The following is a 15,749-nucleotide window of genomic DNA, read 5'->3' as shown; positions in this document are numbered from 1 at the left end:
GACCCTGCACGCGCGCGTGCGGGCGACGGCGCGGCTGCGACGCCCCGGTCAGCGGGTCGCGAACGGCTGGTCGGTGCGGACGATCTCGCGGCCCAGCGGCAGCAGGGAGACCGGGATCAGCTTGAAGTTGGCGATACCGAACGGGATGCCGATGATCGTGACGCACAGGGCGATGCCGGTGGCGATGTGGGCGAGCGCCAGCCACCAGCCGGCCAGGACCAGCCACAGGACGTTGCCCACGCAGGACGGCGCGCCCGCGTCGCGCCGCTCGACCGTGGTGTACCCGAACGGCCAGAGGGCGTAGAGGCCGATGCGGAAGGCGGCGACGCCGAACGGGATGCCGATGACCGTGATGCACAGCAGCACGCCGGCGGCCAGGTAGCACAGGAACAGCCAGAAGCCGCTGAGGACGAGCCAGATGACGTTCAGAAGGGTCTTCACAGGCGTCCTGCCATCTTCTCCAGGCGGGCGATGCGCTCCGCCATCGGCGGGTGGGTGGAGAACATCTTGGACAGTCCCTGCCCCGCGCGGAAGGGATTGGCGATCATCATGTGGCTCGTCGTCTCCAGCCGGGGCTCGGGCGGCAGCGGCAGCTGCTGGATGCCCGTCTCCAGCTTGCGCAGGGCGCCGGCCAGGGCGAGCGGGTCGCCGGTGAGCTGGGCACCGGAGGCGTCCGCCTCGTACTCCCGGGAGCGGCTGATGGCCAGCTGGATCAGGCTCGCGGCGAGCGGGCCGAGAATCATGATCAGAAGCATGCCGAACAGGCCGGGGCCGTCGTCGTCGTCCGAGCGGCCGACCGGGATCAGCCAGGCGAAGTTCACCAGGAACATGATCACCGAGGCGAGCGCGCCGGCGACGGAGGAGATGAGGATGTCCCGGTTGTAGACGTGGCTCAGCTCGTGGCCGATCACGCCGCGCAGCTCCCGCTCGTCCAGCAGGCGCAGGATGCCCTCGGTGCAGCACACGGCCGCGTTGCGCGGGTTGCGGCCGGTGGCGAAGGCGTTGGGGGCCTCCGTCGGTGAGATGTACAGCCGGGGCATGGGCTGGCGGGCCTGCGTGGACAGCTCCCGCACCATCCGGTACAGCGTGGGGGCCTCGAACTCGCTGACCGGGCGGGCACGCATCGCGCGGAGCGCCAGCTTGTCGCTGTTCCAGTACGCGTACGCGTTCGTGCCCAGGGCGACCAGGACCGCGACGACCAGTCCGGTGCGGCCGAAGAAGCTGCCGATGGCGATGATGAGTGCGGACAGTCCGCCGAGGAGTACGGCGGTCCTGAGCCCGTTGTGCCGGCGGTGCACGGTGCGCCCTCCAAGTCGTGCATCTGGGGAACACTCTGATCCAGTGGACCCTCCCGCTGATGACAACGCCAGGCGGCGGCCACGAGTTCCCCGACGGGTACGGCGGCGCGCGCGGGCTGCCCGGGTGACGTGCGGGTTCGGCCACGCGCGCGGTGCCGGGACGAGTGCCCCACGCGCGCGTGACGACTCCTCAGAACAGTCCGGTGGCCGCGAAGCGGAGGACCAGCTGGGGTGCCCCGGACAGGGCGACGCCCAGGACGCCGCTCAGGGCGAGCGCGGCCGTGAGGGGCGCCGGGACGCGGTGCCGCACGGGTTCGCCCTCGGGGGCGCGGAACAGCAGGGCCGTCCACTGCAAGTAGTAGAAGAGGGCGATCACGACGTTGACGGCCATGACGACGGCGAGCCAGCCGAGGCCGGCGTCGACGGCCGCCGAGAACACGGTGACCTTGGCGAACAGACCGATGACGCCCGGCGGCAGCCCGGCCATGCACAGCAGGAAGAAAGCCAGCAGGAGCGCGCTGAGCGGGTTGGTCGCGTACAGGCCCCGGTAGTCGCTGATCCGGTTCAGGGCGCGGCCGCGGCCCACCAGGGCGGCCACGGCGAAGGCACCGAGGTTCACGGCGGCGTACATCAGGGCGTACGCGACCGTGGAGCCGATCGCCTTCTGGGCGTCCTTGGTGTATCCGGCGGCGGCGATCGGCACCAGCAGGTAACCGGCCTGGCCGACGGAGGACCAGGCGAGCAGCCGTACGGCGCTGTACGCGCGCGTGGCCTGCTGGCGCAGGGCGGCGACGTTGCCGACGGTCATGGTCAGGGCGGCCAGCGCGGCGAGCGCGGGCCCCCACACGTCGGCGTACGAGGGGAACGCGACGACGGTGACGAGGATCAGGCCGGAGAAGCCGACCGCCTTGCCGACGACGGACAGGTAGGCGGCGACGGGCAGGGGCGCGCCCACGTAGGTGTCGGGCACCCAGAAGTGGAAGGGCACGGCGGCCGTCTTGAAGGCGAAGCCGACCAGGGTGAGGACGACGCCGGTCTGCGCGAGGGTGTGCAGCTGCCCGTCGACGTGCGGCAGGCGCTGGGCCACCTGGGTGAGGTAGAGGGTGCCCGTGGAGGCGTAGACGAAGCTGATGCCCATGAGGCTGACCGCGGTGGCGGTGACCGAGGACAGGAAGAACTTCAGGGCGGCCTCGGAGGACCGCTTGTCGCCGTGCCGGATGCCGACGAGGGCGAAGGCGGGCAGGGAGGCGACCTCCAGGGCGACGATCAGGGTGGCGAGGTCGCGGGAGGCGGGCAGCAGGGCGGCGCCGGCCGCGGAGGACAGCAGCAGGAACCAGAACTCGCCGGCCGGGACGCGGCGCCGCTCGTCGTCCAGGTGGGTGACGGAGAGCAGGGCCGCGAGCAGGGCGCCGCCGAGGACCAGGAACTGGATGACGAGGGTGAAGTGGTCGGCGGTGTAGCTGCACGCGCGCGCGTGGCCGTCGGTGCAGAAGGTGCTGCGGTCGCCGTCCAGGAGGGGCAGCAGCAGCGCGGTCGCCGCGGCCAGGCCGGCCACCGAGACCCAGCCGAGCACGGCCTTGCGGGGCTCCGGCACGAACAGGTCGGCGACGAGGACGGCGAGCGCCACGACGGCCGCGAGGGTGGGCGGTGCGATCGCCAGCCAGTCGACGGACTGGACCAGCGACTCGGCAAGCGGCTGGGCGCTCATCGGGGGCCTCCTGCGAGGAGCTGCTGCACGGCCGGGTCGGTCAGGCCGAGCAGGGCCCTCGGCCACAGTCCGGCGAGGACGGTGAGGGTGACGAGCGGGGTCCAGGCGGCGAACTCGTACCCGTGCACGTCGGCGAGTTTCGGCACCTCCCGTTCCGCGCCGCCCATGCAGACGCGACGGACCACGATCAGCATGTACGCGGCGGTCAGCAGGGTGCCGAACGCGCCGATCGCCATGAAGGTGAGGAAGGCGGGCCGGCTGAGGTCGGCGCCGGGCCGGAACGCGCCGAAGAGCGCGAGCATCTCGCCCCAGAACCCGGCGAGTCCGGGCAGGCCGAGGGAGGCGACAGCGCCGAAGGCGAGCAGCCCGCCGAGGCGCGGGGCCCTGCCGTACAGCGCGGCGCCGGTCTCCTCGGCCAGGGTGTCGAGGTCGGTGCTGCCGGTGCGGTCCTTCAGCGCACCGACCAGGAAGAACAGCAGGCCGGTGATGAGGCCGTGGGCGATGTTGGCGAACAGGGCGCCGTTGACGCCGGTCGGGGTCATGGTGGCGATGCCGAGCAGGACGAAGCCCATGTGTCCGACGGAGGAGTAGGCGATCAGGCGTTTGAGGTCGCCCTTCGCGCCCTGCTTGGCGAGGGCCAGGCAGGCCAGGGATCCGTAGATGATCCCGACGACGGCGAACGCGGCGAGGTACGGCGCGAAGGTGTGGAAGCCGTGCGGCGCGATCGGCAACAGGATCCGAACGAACCCGTACGTACCCATCTTCAGCAGGACACCGGCCAGCAGGACCGAGCCGACGGTCGGGGCGGCGGTGTGGGCGTCGGGCAGCCAGCTGTGCAGCGGCCACATCGGCGTCTTCACCGCAAGCCCGATCCCGATCGCCAGAACGGCGATGACCTGCACGGATGCGGTCAGCGACCGGCCGTTGTCAGTGGCGAGTGCCACCATGTCGAACGTGCCCGCCTTGATTCCGATCAGGAGCAGGCCGAGCAGCATGACCACGGAGCCGAGCAGCGTGAACAGGATGAACTTCCACGCGGCCCGGGTCCGGCCCTCGCCGCCCCAGCGGGCGATGAGGAAGTACATCGGGATGAGCACCATCTCGAACGCGAGGAAGAACAGCAGCAGGTCGAGGACGGCGAAGGTCGCGAGGGTGCCGGACTCCAGCAGGAGCAGCAGGGCGACGAACGCCTTCGGGGACGGGCCCGACGGCGGCTTGAAGTAGGAGTAGAGCGCGCAGAGGAAGGTCAGCAGCGCGGTCAGGACCAGGAGGGGGAGGGAGATGCCGTCGGTGCCGAGGTGGATCCGCACGTCGAGTGCGGGGATCCAGCTGATGTCGGTCGTGGCCTGCATCTTCGACGGATGGTCGTGGTCGAAGCCGAGCGCGAGGACGATAGCGGCGACGAGGACGACGCCGGTGACGGTCACACCGTGCCGGAGCACGGCCTGCGCGGGTGACTTCCCCTTCAGTCCGGGCGGGGCGGGCAGCAGAGCGGCGGCGGCGCCGAGGAGCGGGCCGACGACGAGGAATGCCAGAAGGAACTGCATCACGGACTCGTTGATATCGATCACGCCTGCTCACACTCCCGTGGCGACGAGGAGGACGGCGACCGCCAGGACGACGGTGCCGGCGAGCAGCGCGCTCACATAGGTCTGCACATTGCCGGTCTGGGCGCGCCGTACGGCGGCCCCGAGGAGCCGGGGCAGGGCGGCGGCGCCTTGGACGTAGGTGTCGACGACCTCACGGTCGAGGAACCGGACGAGACGCGCGCCGGCCTGCACCGGGCGGACGAACAGCGCCGCGTACACGGCGTCCAGGTGGAAGCCGGCCGCCGCGTGCCGGTGCAGCGGGCCGAGCAGCAGCCGGGCCGGGTCGGCCGGGTCGGGGGCGGAGGCGATGTCGCCGTAGGCCGGTTGGTGGGTGGCGATGGCCTCGGCCTCGACCAGGCCGGCGTCCTCCTCGGGGTGGGCGGCGACCGCACCGAGCGGGACGCGGGCGGCGAGCGCGGCGGTGCGCTGCCAGGCGCCGTAGGTGAGCAGCCCGCCGACCAGGGCGAGGCCCGTGCCGAGGATGGAGGTGAGCAGGGCCGGGGTCAGGTCGCGGCCGTCGAACCAGCCGGGCAGCGAGCGGTAGGCGAGCCCGCCGAAGGCGAGGGAGGGGACCGCCAGGACCCAGAGCACCACGGTCATGGTCAGCGGCTGGCGGCCGTGGTCGGGGGCCTCGGCACCCCGGCCGCGGAAGGCCAGCAGCCACAGCCGGGTGGCGTACGCGGCGGTGAGCAGGGCGGTGACCAGACCGGCGACGAGGACGATCCAGCCGGCGGCGCCGGGGGCGTGCCCGGTGTGGCCGGAGATCAGGTTCTCGGCGGCGCCGAGGACGGACTCCTTGGAGAAAAAGCCGCTGAAGGGCGGGATCGCGGCGAGGGCGAGCAGTGCCACGGTCATCGTCCAGTAGGCGTCCGGGACGCGGTCGCGCAGGCCGTGCATGCGGGACATGGCGGCCAGCGAGTTGGTGCCGGCGGCGTGGATGACCGCGCCCGCCGCGAGGAACAGCAGCGCCTTGAAGGCGCCGTGCGACAGGAGGTGGAAGACGGCGGCACCGCGGTCGCCGACGGCGAGGGCGCCGGTCATGTAGCCGAGCTGGCCGATGGTCGAGTAGGCGAGGACGCGCTTGATGTCGTCCTGGGCGAGCGCGGCCAGACCCGAGCCGGTCATGGTCACGGCGGCCATGACGGCGAGGACCACCATCGCGGCCCGGGAGGCCTCGAAGAGCGGGAGGAGGCGGGCGGTGAAGTAGACACCGGCGGCGACCATCGTCGCGGCGTGGATCAGCGCCGAGACGGGTGTCGGGCCCGCCATCGCGTCCGGGAGCCAGGTGTGCAGCGGGAACTGCGCCGACTTGCCCGCGACGCCCGCGAGCAGCAGCAGGGCGATCACGGTGGGGTGGCCGATGCCGCCGCTCGCGACGGCGCCGAGGACGCGGGTGATGCGGAACGACCCGGCGTCGGCGGCCAGCGCGAACAGGCCGATGAGGAACGGCACGTCGCCGAGCTTGGTGACCAGGAAGGCCTTCAGGGAGGCGGCGCGGGCCTCGGGGGTCTCCCAGTAGTGGCCGACCAGGAAGTAGGAGCAGATGCCCATGACCTCCCAGCCGACCAGCAGCACGATCAGGTCGCCGGAGTAGACGACCAGGAGCATCGCGGAGGTGAAGAGGGAGACGAGAGCGGCGTACGAGGGGTAGCGGGGGTCGTCGCGCAGGTAGCCGGTGGAGTAGATCTGCACGCAGAGCGCGATGAACGCGACCAGGACGGCGACGAGTGCGGCGAAGCCGTCGAGGTGCAGGGCCAGCTCGATCGGCACGGATCCGGTGGGCGTCAGCTCGGTGTGGGCGTCGACGGCCGTGCCGCCGCCCTGCCGTACGGCGACCAGCGCGGCCAGCACCAGCGAGGCCAGCGGCGGCAGCACGGCGAGCGGGCGGACGAAACCGGGGGCGGTGCGGCCGAGCAGCAGGCCGGCTGCCGCGCCGAGGAACGGCAGGAGGGGGACGAGGACGGCGAGGGTGGTCGTGGTCACGCGGTGGCCTCAGCCTTCTCGGCCGCCGGGGTGTCGGGGCCCTCGGTCTCAGGACCTTCGGTCTCGGGGCCTTCGGCGGTGTCGCGGAGCTTGTCGATGTCGGCGGTGCCGCGGTTGCGGTGGACGGCGAGCACGATCGCCAGGCCGATGCCGATCTCGGCGGCGGCGATGGCGATGGTGAACAGGGTCAGTGCCTGGCCGGAGTGCAGGGTGTCCTTCGCGGCGCGGCTGAGCCAGACGTCGAAGGCGACCAGGTTGAGGTTGACGGCGTTGAGCATCAGCTCGACCGACATCAGGACCAGGATGGCGTTGCGGCGGGCGAGGACGCCGTACAGGCCGGTGCAGAACAGGAGGGCGGAGAGTACGGCGGGGTAGGCGAGGTGCATCAGCGGGCGCCTTCCTTCCCGGGGACCGCGGTGGCGGCGTCGGCCTTGGCCTTGCGGGACAGGACGATCGCGCCGACCAGGGCGGCGAGGAGCAGCACGGACAGCGCCTCGAAGGGCAGCACCCAGTGCCGGAACAGGCTGGCGCCGGTGACCTCGGTGGTGCCGGCGGCCGGGCCGGTCAGGTCGATCCAGGTGGTCCGGAAGGCATCGACGACCACCCACACCAGGGCGACCGCGGCGGCGACGGCCACGGCCACGGCGGCCCAGCGGTTGCCGGAGTCGGCGTCCGGGGAGCGGCCGATGGGGGCCCGGGTGAGCATCAGACCGAACAGCAGGAGGACGACGACGGAGCCGACGTAGATCAGGACCTGCACCCAGGCGATGAACTCGGCCGTGAGCAGCAGGTACTCCACGGCGAGGCCGCCGAGCGCGACCACCAGCCACAGGGCGGCGTGCACGAGCTGCCGGGTGGTGACGGTGACGAGCGCGGCGCCGAGGGTGACCAGGCCGACCAGCAGGAAGGCGATCTCGACGCCGGTCGGGGAGAGGAAGCCGTGCGGGTCGGCGGCGGCCACGGTGGCCGTTGCTGCGGCGAGGGTCACGACGCGCCCTCCTGCGGCTCGGCCGGCTCGACCGGCTCGGCCTGGGCCGCGGCCAGCTTCTCGGCGGTCTTCCGGGCGGCGGCGATCTCCTTGGGCTCCTCCGCGCCGGGGTCCAGGGCGGGCGGGGCCGGCACGGTCCACATCCACTCGCGGAGCTTGTCCCGCTCGTGGGTGAGGTCGCGGATGTCGGTCTCGGCGTACTCGAACTCCGGGGACCAGAACAGGGCGTCGAAAGGACAGACCTCGATGCAGATACCGCAGTACATGCACAGCGAGAAGTCGATCGCGAACCGGTCGAGGACGTTGCGGCTGCGCTCACGGCCGCCGGGGGCGGCGGGCGGGACCGTCTCCTTGTGGGAGTCGATGTAGATGCACCAGTCGGGGCACTCGCGGGCGCACAGCATGCAGACCGTGCAGTTCTCCTCGAACAGGCCGATCACACCGCGGGTGCGGGGCGGCAGTTCGGGCAGGACGTCGGGGTACTGCTCGGTGACGTGCTTCCTCGTCATCGTGCGCAGGGTGACGGCCAGGCCCTTGGCGAGGCCGCTGCCGGGGAAGCGGGAACGGGAGGGTGGGGACGGCACAGCCATGGTTAGCTGATCACCACCTTGACGATGCCGGTGAGGGCGATCTGGGCGAGGGAGAGGGGGACGAGGAGAGTCCAGGAGAGCTTCTGGAGCTGGTCCTCACGCAGCCGCGGGTAGGTCACGCGGAGCCAGATGACCAGGAACGCGAGGATCGCGGTCTTCAGCAGGGTCCAGACCCAGCCGAGGCCGTCGGCGCCCCACGGGCCGTGCCAGCCGCCCAGGAAGAGGACGGTGGTCAGGCCGCACAGGACGACGATGCCGGCGTACTCCGCCAGCAGGAACAGGGCGAAGCGCAGGCCGGTGTACTCGGTGTACGCGCCGAAGATGATCTCGGAGTCGGCGACCGGCATGTCGAACGGCGGGCGTTGCAGCTCGGCGAGTCCGGCGACGAAGAAGACGACCGCGCCGACGATCTGCCAGGGCACCCACCACCAGTGGAAGGAGTGCAGGATGCCGGGCAGGGAGACCGTGCCGGCCGCCATCGCCACCGAGGCCGCCGCCAGCAGCATCGGCAGTTCGTAGGCGAGCAGCTGGGCGGCCGTGCGCAAGCCGCCGAGCAGGGAGAACTTGTTGGCGCTGGCCCAGCCGGCCATCAGCGAGCCGAGCACGCCGACGCCCATCACCGCGAGCACGAAGAACACGCCGGCGTCCAGCACCTGGCCCACGGCGCCCTCGCCCGGGCCGATCGGGATGGCGAGGAGGACGAGGAGGTACGGCAGCAGGGCCACGGCGGGGGCGAGCTGGAAGATCCGGCGGTCGGCGCCCGCCGGGACCACGTCCTCCTTCTGCGCGAACTTCACGCCGTCCGCGATGAGCTGGGCCCAGCCGTGGAAGCCGCCGGCGTACATGGGGCCGAGGCGGCCCTGCATGTGGGCCATCACCTTGTGCTCGGTCTGGGTTCTCGGGGGTGGCGGGGCTGTTGGCGGAGACCGGGGCTTCCGGGGCGGCGGGGCGTGGCTCAGGGGCGGGTGACCGTTCCGGCTCCGGCGCCTGCTCCTTGCCCTTGTCCGGCTCCGGCTCCGGCTCCGGCTCCGGCTCCGGCTGAGGCTCCAGCTGGGGTTCCGGCTGCGGCCGCGGTTCCGGCTCCGGCTCCGGTTCGGTGAACGCCGGGCGGGCGTGGTGCCACGGGGCGTCGGAGCTGCGCGGGGCGGTTCCCCGTGGGGCGGGGCGGGTGGCGCTGGGGCCCGTCGGCTCCGACGGCTCTGTCGGCTCCGTCGAGGGCGCCGTCGCCGCCCGCTGGGTGGCCGAGCCCTCGGAGGCGCTGCGGGCGCGGCGCGGCCGGGCGGGTGCGGGCGCAGGACCGGGCTCGTGCGCGACCGAGGCCTCGGCGGCCGGTCCTTCCGCCGGGCCCTCCGCCGCCGCCCGGACGGCGTCGCCCTCGGTCGCGGCCTGCTTGCGGCTCGCCGCGTCCTCGTCCCGCGCCGCCGCCTGGCTCACCGAACCCTCGCTCGCACTGCGCGTCCGACGCGGCCGGCCGGAAGCAGCACCACCAGCACCAGCAGCGGTAGCTGCACCAGCACCAGCAGCGGCACCGGTCTCCCCCGCCTGCGGAGCGGCCTGGCCGGCCGAGCCCTCCGAGGCCGTGCGGGTGCGTCGTACCGGGCGGTCGCCCGCCGGGCGGCCCGCCGCCCGGGCCGGGCGGGCCGGGGCAGGGGGCAGCTGGCCCTTCAGGGGGCCCCACTCGTTGGGGTCCGGTACGCCCGGGGGCAGCATCTGGCGGCGCTTCGGGCCGCCGTGCGCCGCACCCGCCGCGGGCTCCCCGGGCTCCTTGGCGCCGGGCCAGGCCTTGGCGACGCGGGCGGCGAGCACGAAGTCCTTGCGGAGCGGGTGGCCCTCGAAGTTCTCGGGCAGGAGGAGGTGCTCCAGACCCGGGTGGCCCTCGAAGTCGACGCCGAACATCTCGTGGGTCTCGCGCTCGTGCCAGGCGGCGCCCGCGTAGACGCCGACGGCGGAGGGCAGCGAGGGGGCGTCGTGCGGGACCGTCGTACGGACCAGGAGGCGGCGGACCGGGTTCAGGGCGACGACGTGCGCGGCGACGCGGAAGCCGGTGCCCGGTTCGTCGACCGCGCTCAGCCAGTCGAAGTAGGTGCAGGACAGCGTCGTACGGGCCGTCTCCAGGGCGGAGAGCCAGGCGGACGGCGGCACGTCCACGGTCAGCACCTCGTACGACTCCTCGGCCACCGCCTGCGGACCGAAGAGTTCCGCGGCGGGGGCGGGCAGCCAGCCGGCGGCCGTGCTCATCGCGTGCCTCCCTCACCGGCCGAGGCCGGCGGCCGCACCAGTCCGCTCTGCAGCGCGGCGGCGGACGGCCGGGCGGCCCCGTTGTCGTACCGCTCCCCCAGCGACTCGCGGGCGATCTTCTCCTGGAGCTTGAGGATGCCCTGGAGCAGCGCCTCGGGGCGGGGCGGGCACCCGGGGACGTAGACGTCCACCGGGATGATCTGGTCGACGCCCTTCGTGACGGAGTAGGAGTCCCAGTAGGGGCCGCCGCAGTTGGAGCAGGCGCCGAAGGAGATGACGTACTTCGGCTCGGGCATCTGCTCGTACAGCCGCTTGACGGCCGGGGCCATCTTGTCCGTGACCGTGCCCGAGACCACCATCAGGTCGGCCTGGCGCGGGCCCGGTGCGAACGGGATCACGCCGAGCCGGATGAAGTCGTGGCGGGCCATCGACGCGGCGATGAACTCGATCGCGCAGCAGGCGAGGCCGAAGTTGAACACCCAGAGCGAGTAGCGGCGGCCCCAGTTGAGGACGACCTTCATCGGCTCGGGTGCCAGCCGGGCGAGGGCGCCCAGCCGCTTCGGCTCCGGCAGCAGGACGGGCTCGGACACCGGCTCGGGCGCCGATCCGGGCACTGAGGGGTTCACGTCCATGCCAGGACGCCCTTCTTGTATGCGTACAGCAGGCCTACGGCGAGGAAGCCGAGGAAGACGAACATCTCCACGAGGGTCGTCGCGCCGTAGCCGGGGGCGGCGAAGACCGTCGCCCAGGGGAACAGGAAGACCGAGTCGACCGCGAAGATCACGTACAGGAAGGCGTAGACGTAGTAGCGGACCTGGGTGTGGGCCCAGCCCTCGCCGACGGGGTCGACACCGCACTCGTAGGTCAGCAGTTTCTCCGGCGTCGGCACGACCGGCCGCAGCAGGCGGCCCGCGCCGAAGGCGACCGCGACGAACAGCACGCCGATGAGCGCGAGCAGTCCGACCACCGAGTAGGACCGGAAGTAGCCGGCCGCGACGACGTTCGCCGCGGCGAACGACGAGTCCCCCAACGTCTCCCGCACGGTCCGTCCCTCGCTCCCTGACCTCGTGACCTTAGTGAATAAGTGAACTCTGTGTCGCAACGCGATTCGAGGATGTGTACGCACGGGAGTCTAGGCCCTGATAAAGACCGGGTAAGCAGCCCGTCACGCCGTGAGACAGCCGGGCCCGCCCGGGGTGGGGTTTTCCCCCGGCGGCGGAGGCAGGCATACCGCATGGCGTCAGGCGGGCCGCCCACGGCACGCTGAGCAGCATGACCGCTCTCCGCCCCGCCGCCGGCCGGTCCGACGGCACCGACGGCACCGACGAACGCGACGGATCCGACGGCCCGCACCGGCTGCCTCCGCCCCGGCCCGCCTACGACGCCCACACCTGGAAGGAGATCGCGCATCTTCTGCTGAACCTGCCCGTGGCGGTGTCCGGGTTCGTGTACGCGCTGACCGTGCTGGTGACCGGCGGCGCCCTCACCCTCACCGCGATCGGGCTCCCGCTGCTCGCACTCAGCCTGCTGGGCGCCCGGCAGCTGGGCAAGCTGGAGCGGGCCCGGGCCCGGAAGCTGCTCGGGGTGCGGGTGGCGGAGCCGTCGCCGCTGCCCATCGCCCGGGGCGGGGGCGCGATGCAGCGGCTGTGGATGGCGCTGAAGGACCCGGTGGGCTGGCGGACGCTGCTGTACGACGCGATCCGGCTGCCCTGGGGCATCCTCACCTTCTGCACCGTGCTGATCTCGCTGTTCGTGCTGTGGCCGGTGCTGCCGTACCTGGCGCGGGCCATGGCGAACCTGGACCGGGCGATGGTGCGCGGGCTGCTGTCGCCCTCGGACGAGCTGGAACGCCGTATCGCCGAACTGGAGTCCGACCGCGGGATCGTGGTCGACACGGCGGCGGCCGACCTGCGCCGGATCGAGCGGGACCTGCACGACGGCGCCCAGGCGCGGCTGGTCAACCTGGCCATGGGGCTCGGCCTGGCCAAGGAGAAGCTGCTGGAGGACCCGGACACGGCGGCGGCGATGGTCGACGAGGCGCACGGCGAGGTGAAGCTGGCCCTCCAGGAACTGCGCGACCTGGCCCGGGGCATCCACCCGGCGGTGCTCACCGACCGCGGCCTGGACGCCGCCCTGTCGTCCATCGCCTCCCGCTGCACGGTGCCGGTGAAGGTGACCGTCGACCTGCCGGCCCGGCCCGCGGAGGCCATCGAGGGCATCGCCTACTTCACCGTCTCCGAACTGCTGCAGAACGTCAGCAAGCACAGCGGGGCCCGGACGGCCGCGGTCGAGGTGTGGCGGACCGCGGACCGGCTGATGCTCCAGGTACGGGACGACGGCCGGGGCGGTGCCCGGCTGGACGGGGGCAGCGGCATGCGCGGCCTGGCGGACCGGCTGGGCGCCGTGGACGGCCTGTTCGTGGTCGACTCCCCGGCCGGCGGTCCGACGGTGGTCACCGCGGAACTGCCGTGGCGGGACCGTACGGCCTGAAACCCCGCCGGGACGCGCCGGCCCGCCCTCCCGGCGGCCGGGGTGGGGAAAACCCCCCGCTCAGGACGCCGACGGACTCCATGTCGCGCGGACGCGCGGCGGACGACCCTGGACGTATGGCTGAGCCGCCGCCAGGACGAGTACAGCCCAACCGCCGACAGGGCATGCGGCTGAACGGCCGCCAGGACACGAACGGCTGCACCGCCGCCACGACACGGACGGCTGCACTGCCGCCAGGACACGAACGGCTGCACCGCCGCCACGACGACGAGGACGGGACGACACCGATGGCCACGGAGTACGGACAGGGGTTCGCCCACCGGAGCGCACCGCACCACCGGCTGCCCGCCGCGCTGCGGGCGCCCGTCGAGGGACGCAGCCTGCGCGAGTTCGCGTACGTGCTGCTGGGCCTGCCGATCGCGGTCGTGCTGTTCACGTGGACGGTGTCGATGGTCGCGCTCGGCGCGGGCCTGCTGGTGACCTTCCTCGGCATCCCGGTGCTGGCGGTGGCGCTGGCCGGCTGCCGGGGCTTCGGCGTGCTGGAGCGGGCGCGGGCGCGCGGGCTGCTCGGACTGGAGGTGGCCGAGCCGGAGCCGCTGCGGCCGCGCACGCCGGGCCCGGCGGCCTGGACGGCCGCGCTGCTCAAGAGCGGCGCCTCCTGGCGGCACGCGCTGTACGCGCTGGTGCAGTTCCCGTGGGCGGTGTTCTCCTTCTCGGTCGCGCTGGCCTTCTGGACCTGCGGCTGGACGCTGCTGACCTATCCGCTGTGGTTCTGGGTGTTCCCGGCGTACGCCGGCGAGGGCGGTCTGCAGCTCTACGGCGACGCCCACCACAGCGTCTACCTCGACAACCCCTTCGAGATCGGCGTGACCGCGCTGGTCGGGCTGGTGTTCACGCTGGTCACGCCGTGGCTCGTGCGGGCCCTGACCACCGTGGACGGGCTGCTGGTGCGCGGACTGCTCGGCCCGTCGCCGCTGTCGGCGCGGGTGGTGGAGCTGGAGTCGGACCGCGGAGCCGTGGTCGACACGGCCGCCGCCGACCTGCGGCGCATCGAGCGGGACCTGCACGACGGGGCACAGGCCCGGCTGGTCAATCTGGCGATGGACCTGGGGCTGGCCAAGGAGAAGCTGCGGGAGGATCCGGACACGGCGGCCCGGATGGTGGAGGAGGCGCACGGCGAGGTGAAGACGGCCCTGCAGGAGCTGCGCGACCTCGCGCGGGGCATCCACCCGGCCGTACTGACCGACCGCGGCATGGACGCGGCCCTGTCGTCCGTCGCCTCCCGCTGCCCGGTCCCGGTGCGGGTGGAGGTCGACCTGCCGGCCCGGCCGGCGCCGGCCATCGAGGGCATCGCCTACTTCACCGTCTCCGAACTGCTGCAGAACGTCGGCAAGCACAGCCGGGCCCGGTCCGCCGCGGTCGACGTCTGGCGTTCGGCGGACCGGCTGATGCTCCAGGTGACCGACGACGGCGTGGGCGGCGCGGACGTCTCCCGGGGCTCCGGGCTGGCCGGGCTCACCGCGCGCCTGGACGCGGTGGACGGCGTCCTGCTGGTGGACTCCCCGGCGGGCGGCCCCACCCGGGTGATCGCGGAACTGCCCTGGCGGGGCTGAGGACACCCGCGCTCTGATCCGGTACGGCGGCGGTCCGGCACGAATGCTGGAATGCTGGTGCTCCGTGGGACGGCACGGACGGATGCCGTCGCGGAGACCGGGGCGCAGGGCAGTGGGGGGCCGGAAGATCGTGGAGGACAGGGTGCGGGTGGTCATCGCCGAGGATTCCGTGCTGCTCAGGGAGGGCCTGACCCGGCTGCTGACCGACCGGGGGCACGACGTCGTGGCCGGCGTCGGTGACGCGGACGCGCTCGTGAAGACCATCGCGGAGCTGGCCGACCAGGGTGAGCTGCCCGACGTGGTGGTGGCGGACGTACGGATGCCGCCGACCCACACCGACGAGGGCGTCCGGGCGGCCGTCCTGCTGCGCCGGCTGCACCCGGGGCTCGGGGTGCTGGTGCTGTCGCAGTACGTGGAGGAGCGTTACGCCACCGAACTGCTGGCCGGATCCAGCCGGGGCGTCGGCTATCTGCTCAAGGACCGGGTCGCGGACGTGCGGGAGTTCGTGGACGCGGTGGTGCGGGTCGCCGGGGGCGGTACGGCGCTGGACCCGGAGGTGGTCGCGCAGCTGCTCGGCCGCAGCCGCAAGCAGGACGTGCTGACGGGGCTGACGCCCCGGGAGCGCGAGGTGCTCGGACTGATGGCGGAGGGGCGGACCAACTCGGCGATCGCGCGGCAGCTGGTGGTCAGCGACGGTGCCGTGGAGAAGCACGTCAGCAACATCTTCCTGAAGCTGGGTCTGGCCCCGAGCGTCGGGGACCACCGGCGGGTTCTGGCCGTTCTGACCTACCTGAACTCCTGAGACGGGGGTCCGTCCGGGAGTGCGGGGGTCCACGGGAGGCGGTACCGGACGGCGGCTGGAGAAGGAACCTGGAAACGCGCGGGGAGCGCCTTGACCGGCGCCCCGGCGATGCGGGACATCATGTGAACGCAGCGCGACAGGCCGTCTCGAATTCGTCCAATCCACGGATGACCTCGGGAAGGCGACCCTAACCGACGTAGGGTTGATCCTGGGATGGTCCGTGGGACGACCGGCCCCGGACAGCCGCCTCGAAGGAGGTCCAGTTCAGTGACCAGCCAGGTCAGCAGCCCAGCGGAGCAGACCGACGGAACCGTCGTGGGAGAGCAGCGCAAACCGGGCGGCGCGAAGGACGTGCGGCGTCTGGACCGGGTGATCATCCGGTTCGCGGGGGACTCGGGTGACGGGATGCAGCTCACCGGGGACCGGTTCACCTCGGAGACCGCTTCGTTC

General features: G+C 72.8%; 14 protein-coding genes and 2 pseudogenes. 4 read left to right on the top strand and 12 right to left on the bottom strand.

Annotated features, from left to right (window positions below; all coding sequences use genetic code 11):
• Positions 1-48 precede the first annotated feature (48 nt).
• The 12 genes and pseudogenes from IG05_RS0122920 to IG05_RS0122870 all read right to left on the bottom strand — a co-directional run bounded on the left by IG05_RS0122920 (position 49) and on the right by IG05_RS0122870 (position 11,436).
• Positions 49-441 carry a YccF domain-containing protein gene (locus IG05_RS0122920; protein ID WP_030345344.1) on the bottom strand — a complete coding sequence of 131 codons (393 nt, stop codon included), beginning with the start codon at positions 439-441 and terminating at the stop codon, positions 49-51.
• Positions 438-1,298 carry a zinc metalloprotease HtpX gene (htpX, locus tag IG05_RS0122915; RefSeq protein WP_030345342.1) on the bottom strand — a complete coding sequence of 287 codons (861 nt, stop codon included), beginning with the start codon at positions 1,296-1,298 and terminating at the stop codon, positions 438-440. Before htpX ends, IG05_RS0122920 begins: the two co-directional genes overlap by 4 nt.
• Positions 1,299-1,488: 190 nt before the next feature.
• The gene (locus IG05_RS0122910; RefSeq protein ID WP_030345341.1) at positions 1,489-3,006 is read right to left on the bottom strand and encodes an NADH-quinone oxidoreductase subunit N; all 1,518 of its coding nucleotides are present in this window, start codon (positions 3,004-3,006) and stop codon (positions 1,489-1,491) included.
• On the bottom strand, positions 3,003-4,577 hold the full coding sequence (locus IG05_RS0122905; RefSeq protein ID WP_030345339.1) for a complex I subunit 4 family protein: 1,575 nt from the start codon (positions 4,575-4,577) through the stop codon (positions 3,003-3,005). The genes IG05_RS0122910 and IG05_RS0122905 overlap by 4 nt, the downstream gene beginning before the upstream one ends.
• Before the next feature lie 6 nt (positions 4,578-4,583).
• Positions 4,584-6,578, bottom strand: coding sequence for an NADH-quinone oxidoreductase subunit L (locus tag IG05_RS0122900; RefSeq protein ID WP_030345338.1), 1,995 nt, complete (start codon positions 6,576-6,578; stop codon positions 4,584-4,586).
• Entirely contained in the window at positions 6,575-6,964 is a 390-nt protein-coding gene (nuoK, locus tag IG05_RS0122895) for an NADH-quinone oxidoreductase subunit NuoK (protein ID WP_030345336.1), read from the bottom strand. The genes IG05_RS0122900 and nuoK overlap by 4 nt, the downstream gene beginning before the upstream one ends.
• Positions 6,964-7,566: an NADH-quinone oxidoreductase subunit J gene (locus IG05_RS0122890; RefSeq protein ID WP_030345335.1), complete on the bottom strand. Its 603-nt coding sequence runs from the start codon at positions 7,564-7,566 to the stop codon at positions 6,964-6,966. The genes nuoK and IG05_RS0122890 overlap by 1 nt, the downstream gene beginning before the upstream one ends.
• Positions 7,563-8,156 carry a NuoI/complex I 23 kDa subunit family protein gene (locus tag IG05_RS0122885; RefSeq protein ID WP_051790136.1) on the bottom strand — a complete coding sequence of 198 codons (594 nt, stop codon included), beginning with the start codon at positions 8,154-8,156 and terminating at the stop codon, positions 7,563-7,565. Before IG05_RS0122885 ends, IG05_RS0122890 begins: the two co-directional genes overlap by 4 nt.
• 2 nt (positions 8,157-8,158) lie before the next feature.
• A pseudogene (locus IG05_RS49430) lies at positions 8,159-9,049 on the bottom strand (complex I subunit 1/NuoH family protein); the annotation flags it as partial.
• A pseudogene (locus IG05_RS49425) lies at positions 9,024-10,394 on the bottom strand (NADH-quinone oxidoreductase subunit C); the annotation flags it as partial. The pseudogenes IG05_RS49425 and IG05_RS49430, both read right to left, overlap by 26 nt.
• Complete coding sequence (locus IG05_RS0122875; protein ID WP_030345329.1) at positions 10,391-11,026, bottom strand: NADH-quinone oxidoreductase subunit B; 636 nt, start codon at positions 11,024-11,026, stop codon at positions 10,391-10,393. The gene IG05_RS0122875 and the pseudogene IG05_RS49425, both read right to left, overlap by 4 nt.
• Entirely contained in the window at positions 11,017-11,436 is a 420-nt protein-coding gene (locus IG05_RS0122870; RefSeq protein WP_030345327.1) for an NADH-quinone oxidoreductase subunit A, read from the bottom strand. Before IG05_RS0122870 ends, IG05_RS0122875 begins: the two co-directional genes overlap by 10 nt.
• Before the next feature lie 230 nt (positions 11,437-11,666).
• Here IG05_RS0122870 and IG05_RS0122865 point away from each other — a divergent pair, with 230 nt between their 5' ends.
• The 4 genes from IG05_RS0122865 to IG05_RS42465 form a co-directional block, all read left to right on the top strand.
• A complete protein-coding gene (locus IG05_RS0122865; protein WP_030345325.1) occupies positions 11,667-12,884 on the top strand; it encodes a sensor histidine kinase in 1,218 nt (405 codons plus the stop codon).
• Positions 12,885-13,171: 287 nt separating this feature from the next.
• Entirely contained in the window at positions 13,172-14,497 is a 1,326-nt protein-coding gene (locus IG05_RS0122860; protein WP_030345324.1) for a sensor histidine kinase, read from the top strand.
• A 130-nt stretch (positions 14,498-14,627) separates the two neighbouring features.
• Complete coding sequence (locus IG05_RS0122855) at positions 14,628-15,299, top strand: response regulator transcription factor (protein ID WP_030345323.1); 672 nt, start codon at positions 14,628-14,630, stop codon at positions 15,297-15,299.
• Positions 15,300-15,566: 267 nt separating this feature from the next.
• Positions 15,567-15,749 (top strand): hypothetical protein (locus IG05_RS42465; protein ID WP_037814505.1); only part of this gene is annotated, 183 nt, incomplete at its 3' end.

The sequence above is a fragment of the Streptomyces sp. NRRL S-1022 genome, from assembly GCF_000720135.1.
In the GTDB taxonomy this organism is placed as follows: domain Bacteria; phylum Actinomycetota; class Actinomycetes; order Streptomycetales; family Streptomycetaceae; genus Streptomyces.
Note: the sequence above shows the minus strand (reverse complement) of the source record. Positions and strands in the feature narration are given on the sequence as shown.

Excerpts from the sequence above, each read along its gene's own strand:
- IG05_RS0122860 (WP_030345324.1), top strand. The coding sequence starts at position 13,172 with ATGGCCACGGAGTACGGACAGGGGTTCGCCCACCGGAGCGCACCGCAC.
- IG05_RS0122875 (WP_030345329.1), bottom strand. The coding sequence starts at position 11,026 with ATGGACGTGAACCCCTCAGTGCCCGGATCGGCGCCCGAGCCGGTGTCC.
- IG05_RS0122865 (WP_030345325.1), top strand. The coding sequence starts at position 11,667 with ATGACCGCTCTCCGCCCCGCCGCCGGCCGGTCCGACGGCACCGACGGC.
- nuoK (WP_030345336.1), bottom strand. The coding sequence starts at position 6,964 with ATGCACCTCGCCTACCCCGCCGTACTCTCCGCCCTCCTGTTCTGCACC.
- IG05_RS0122910 (WP_030345341.1), bottom strand. The coding sequence starts at position 3,006 with ATGAGCGCCCAGCCGCTTGCCGAGTCGCTGGTCCAGTCCGTCGACTGG.
- IG05_RS0122885 (WP_051790136.1), bottom strand. The coding sequence starts at position 8,156 with ATGGCTGTGCCGTCCCCACCCTCCCGTTCCCGCTTCCCCGGCAGCGGC.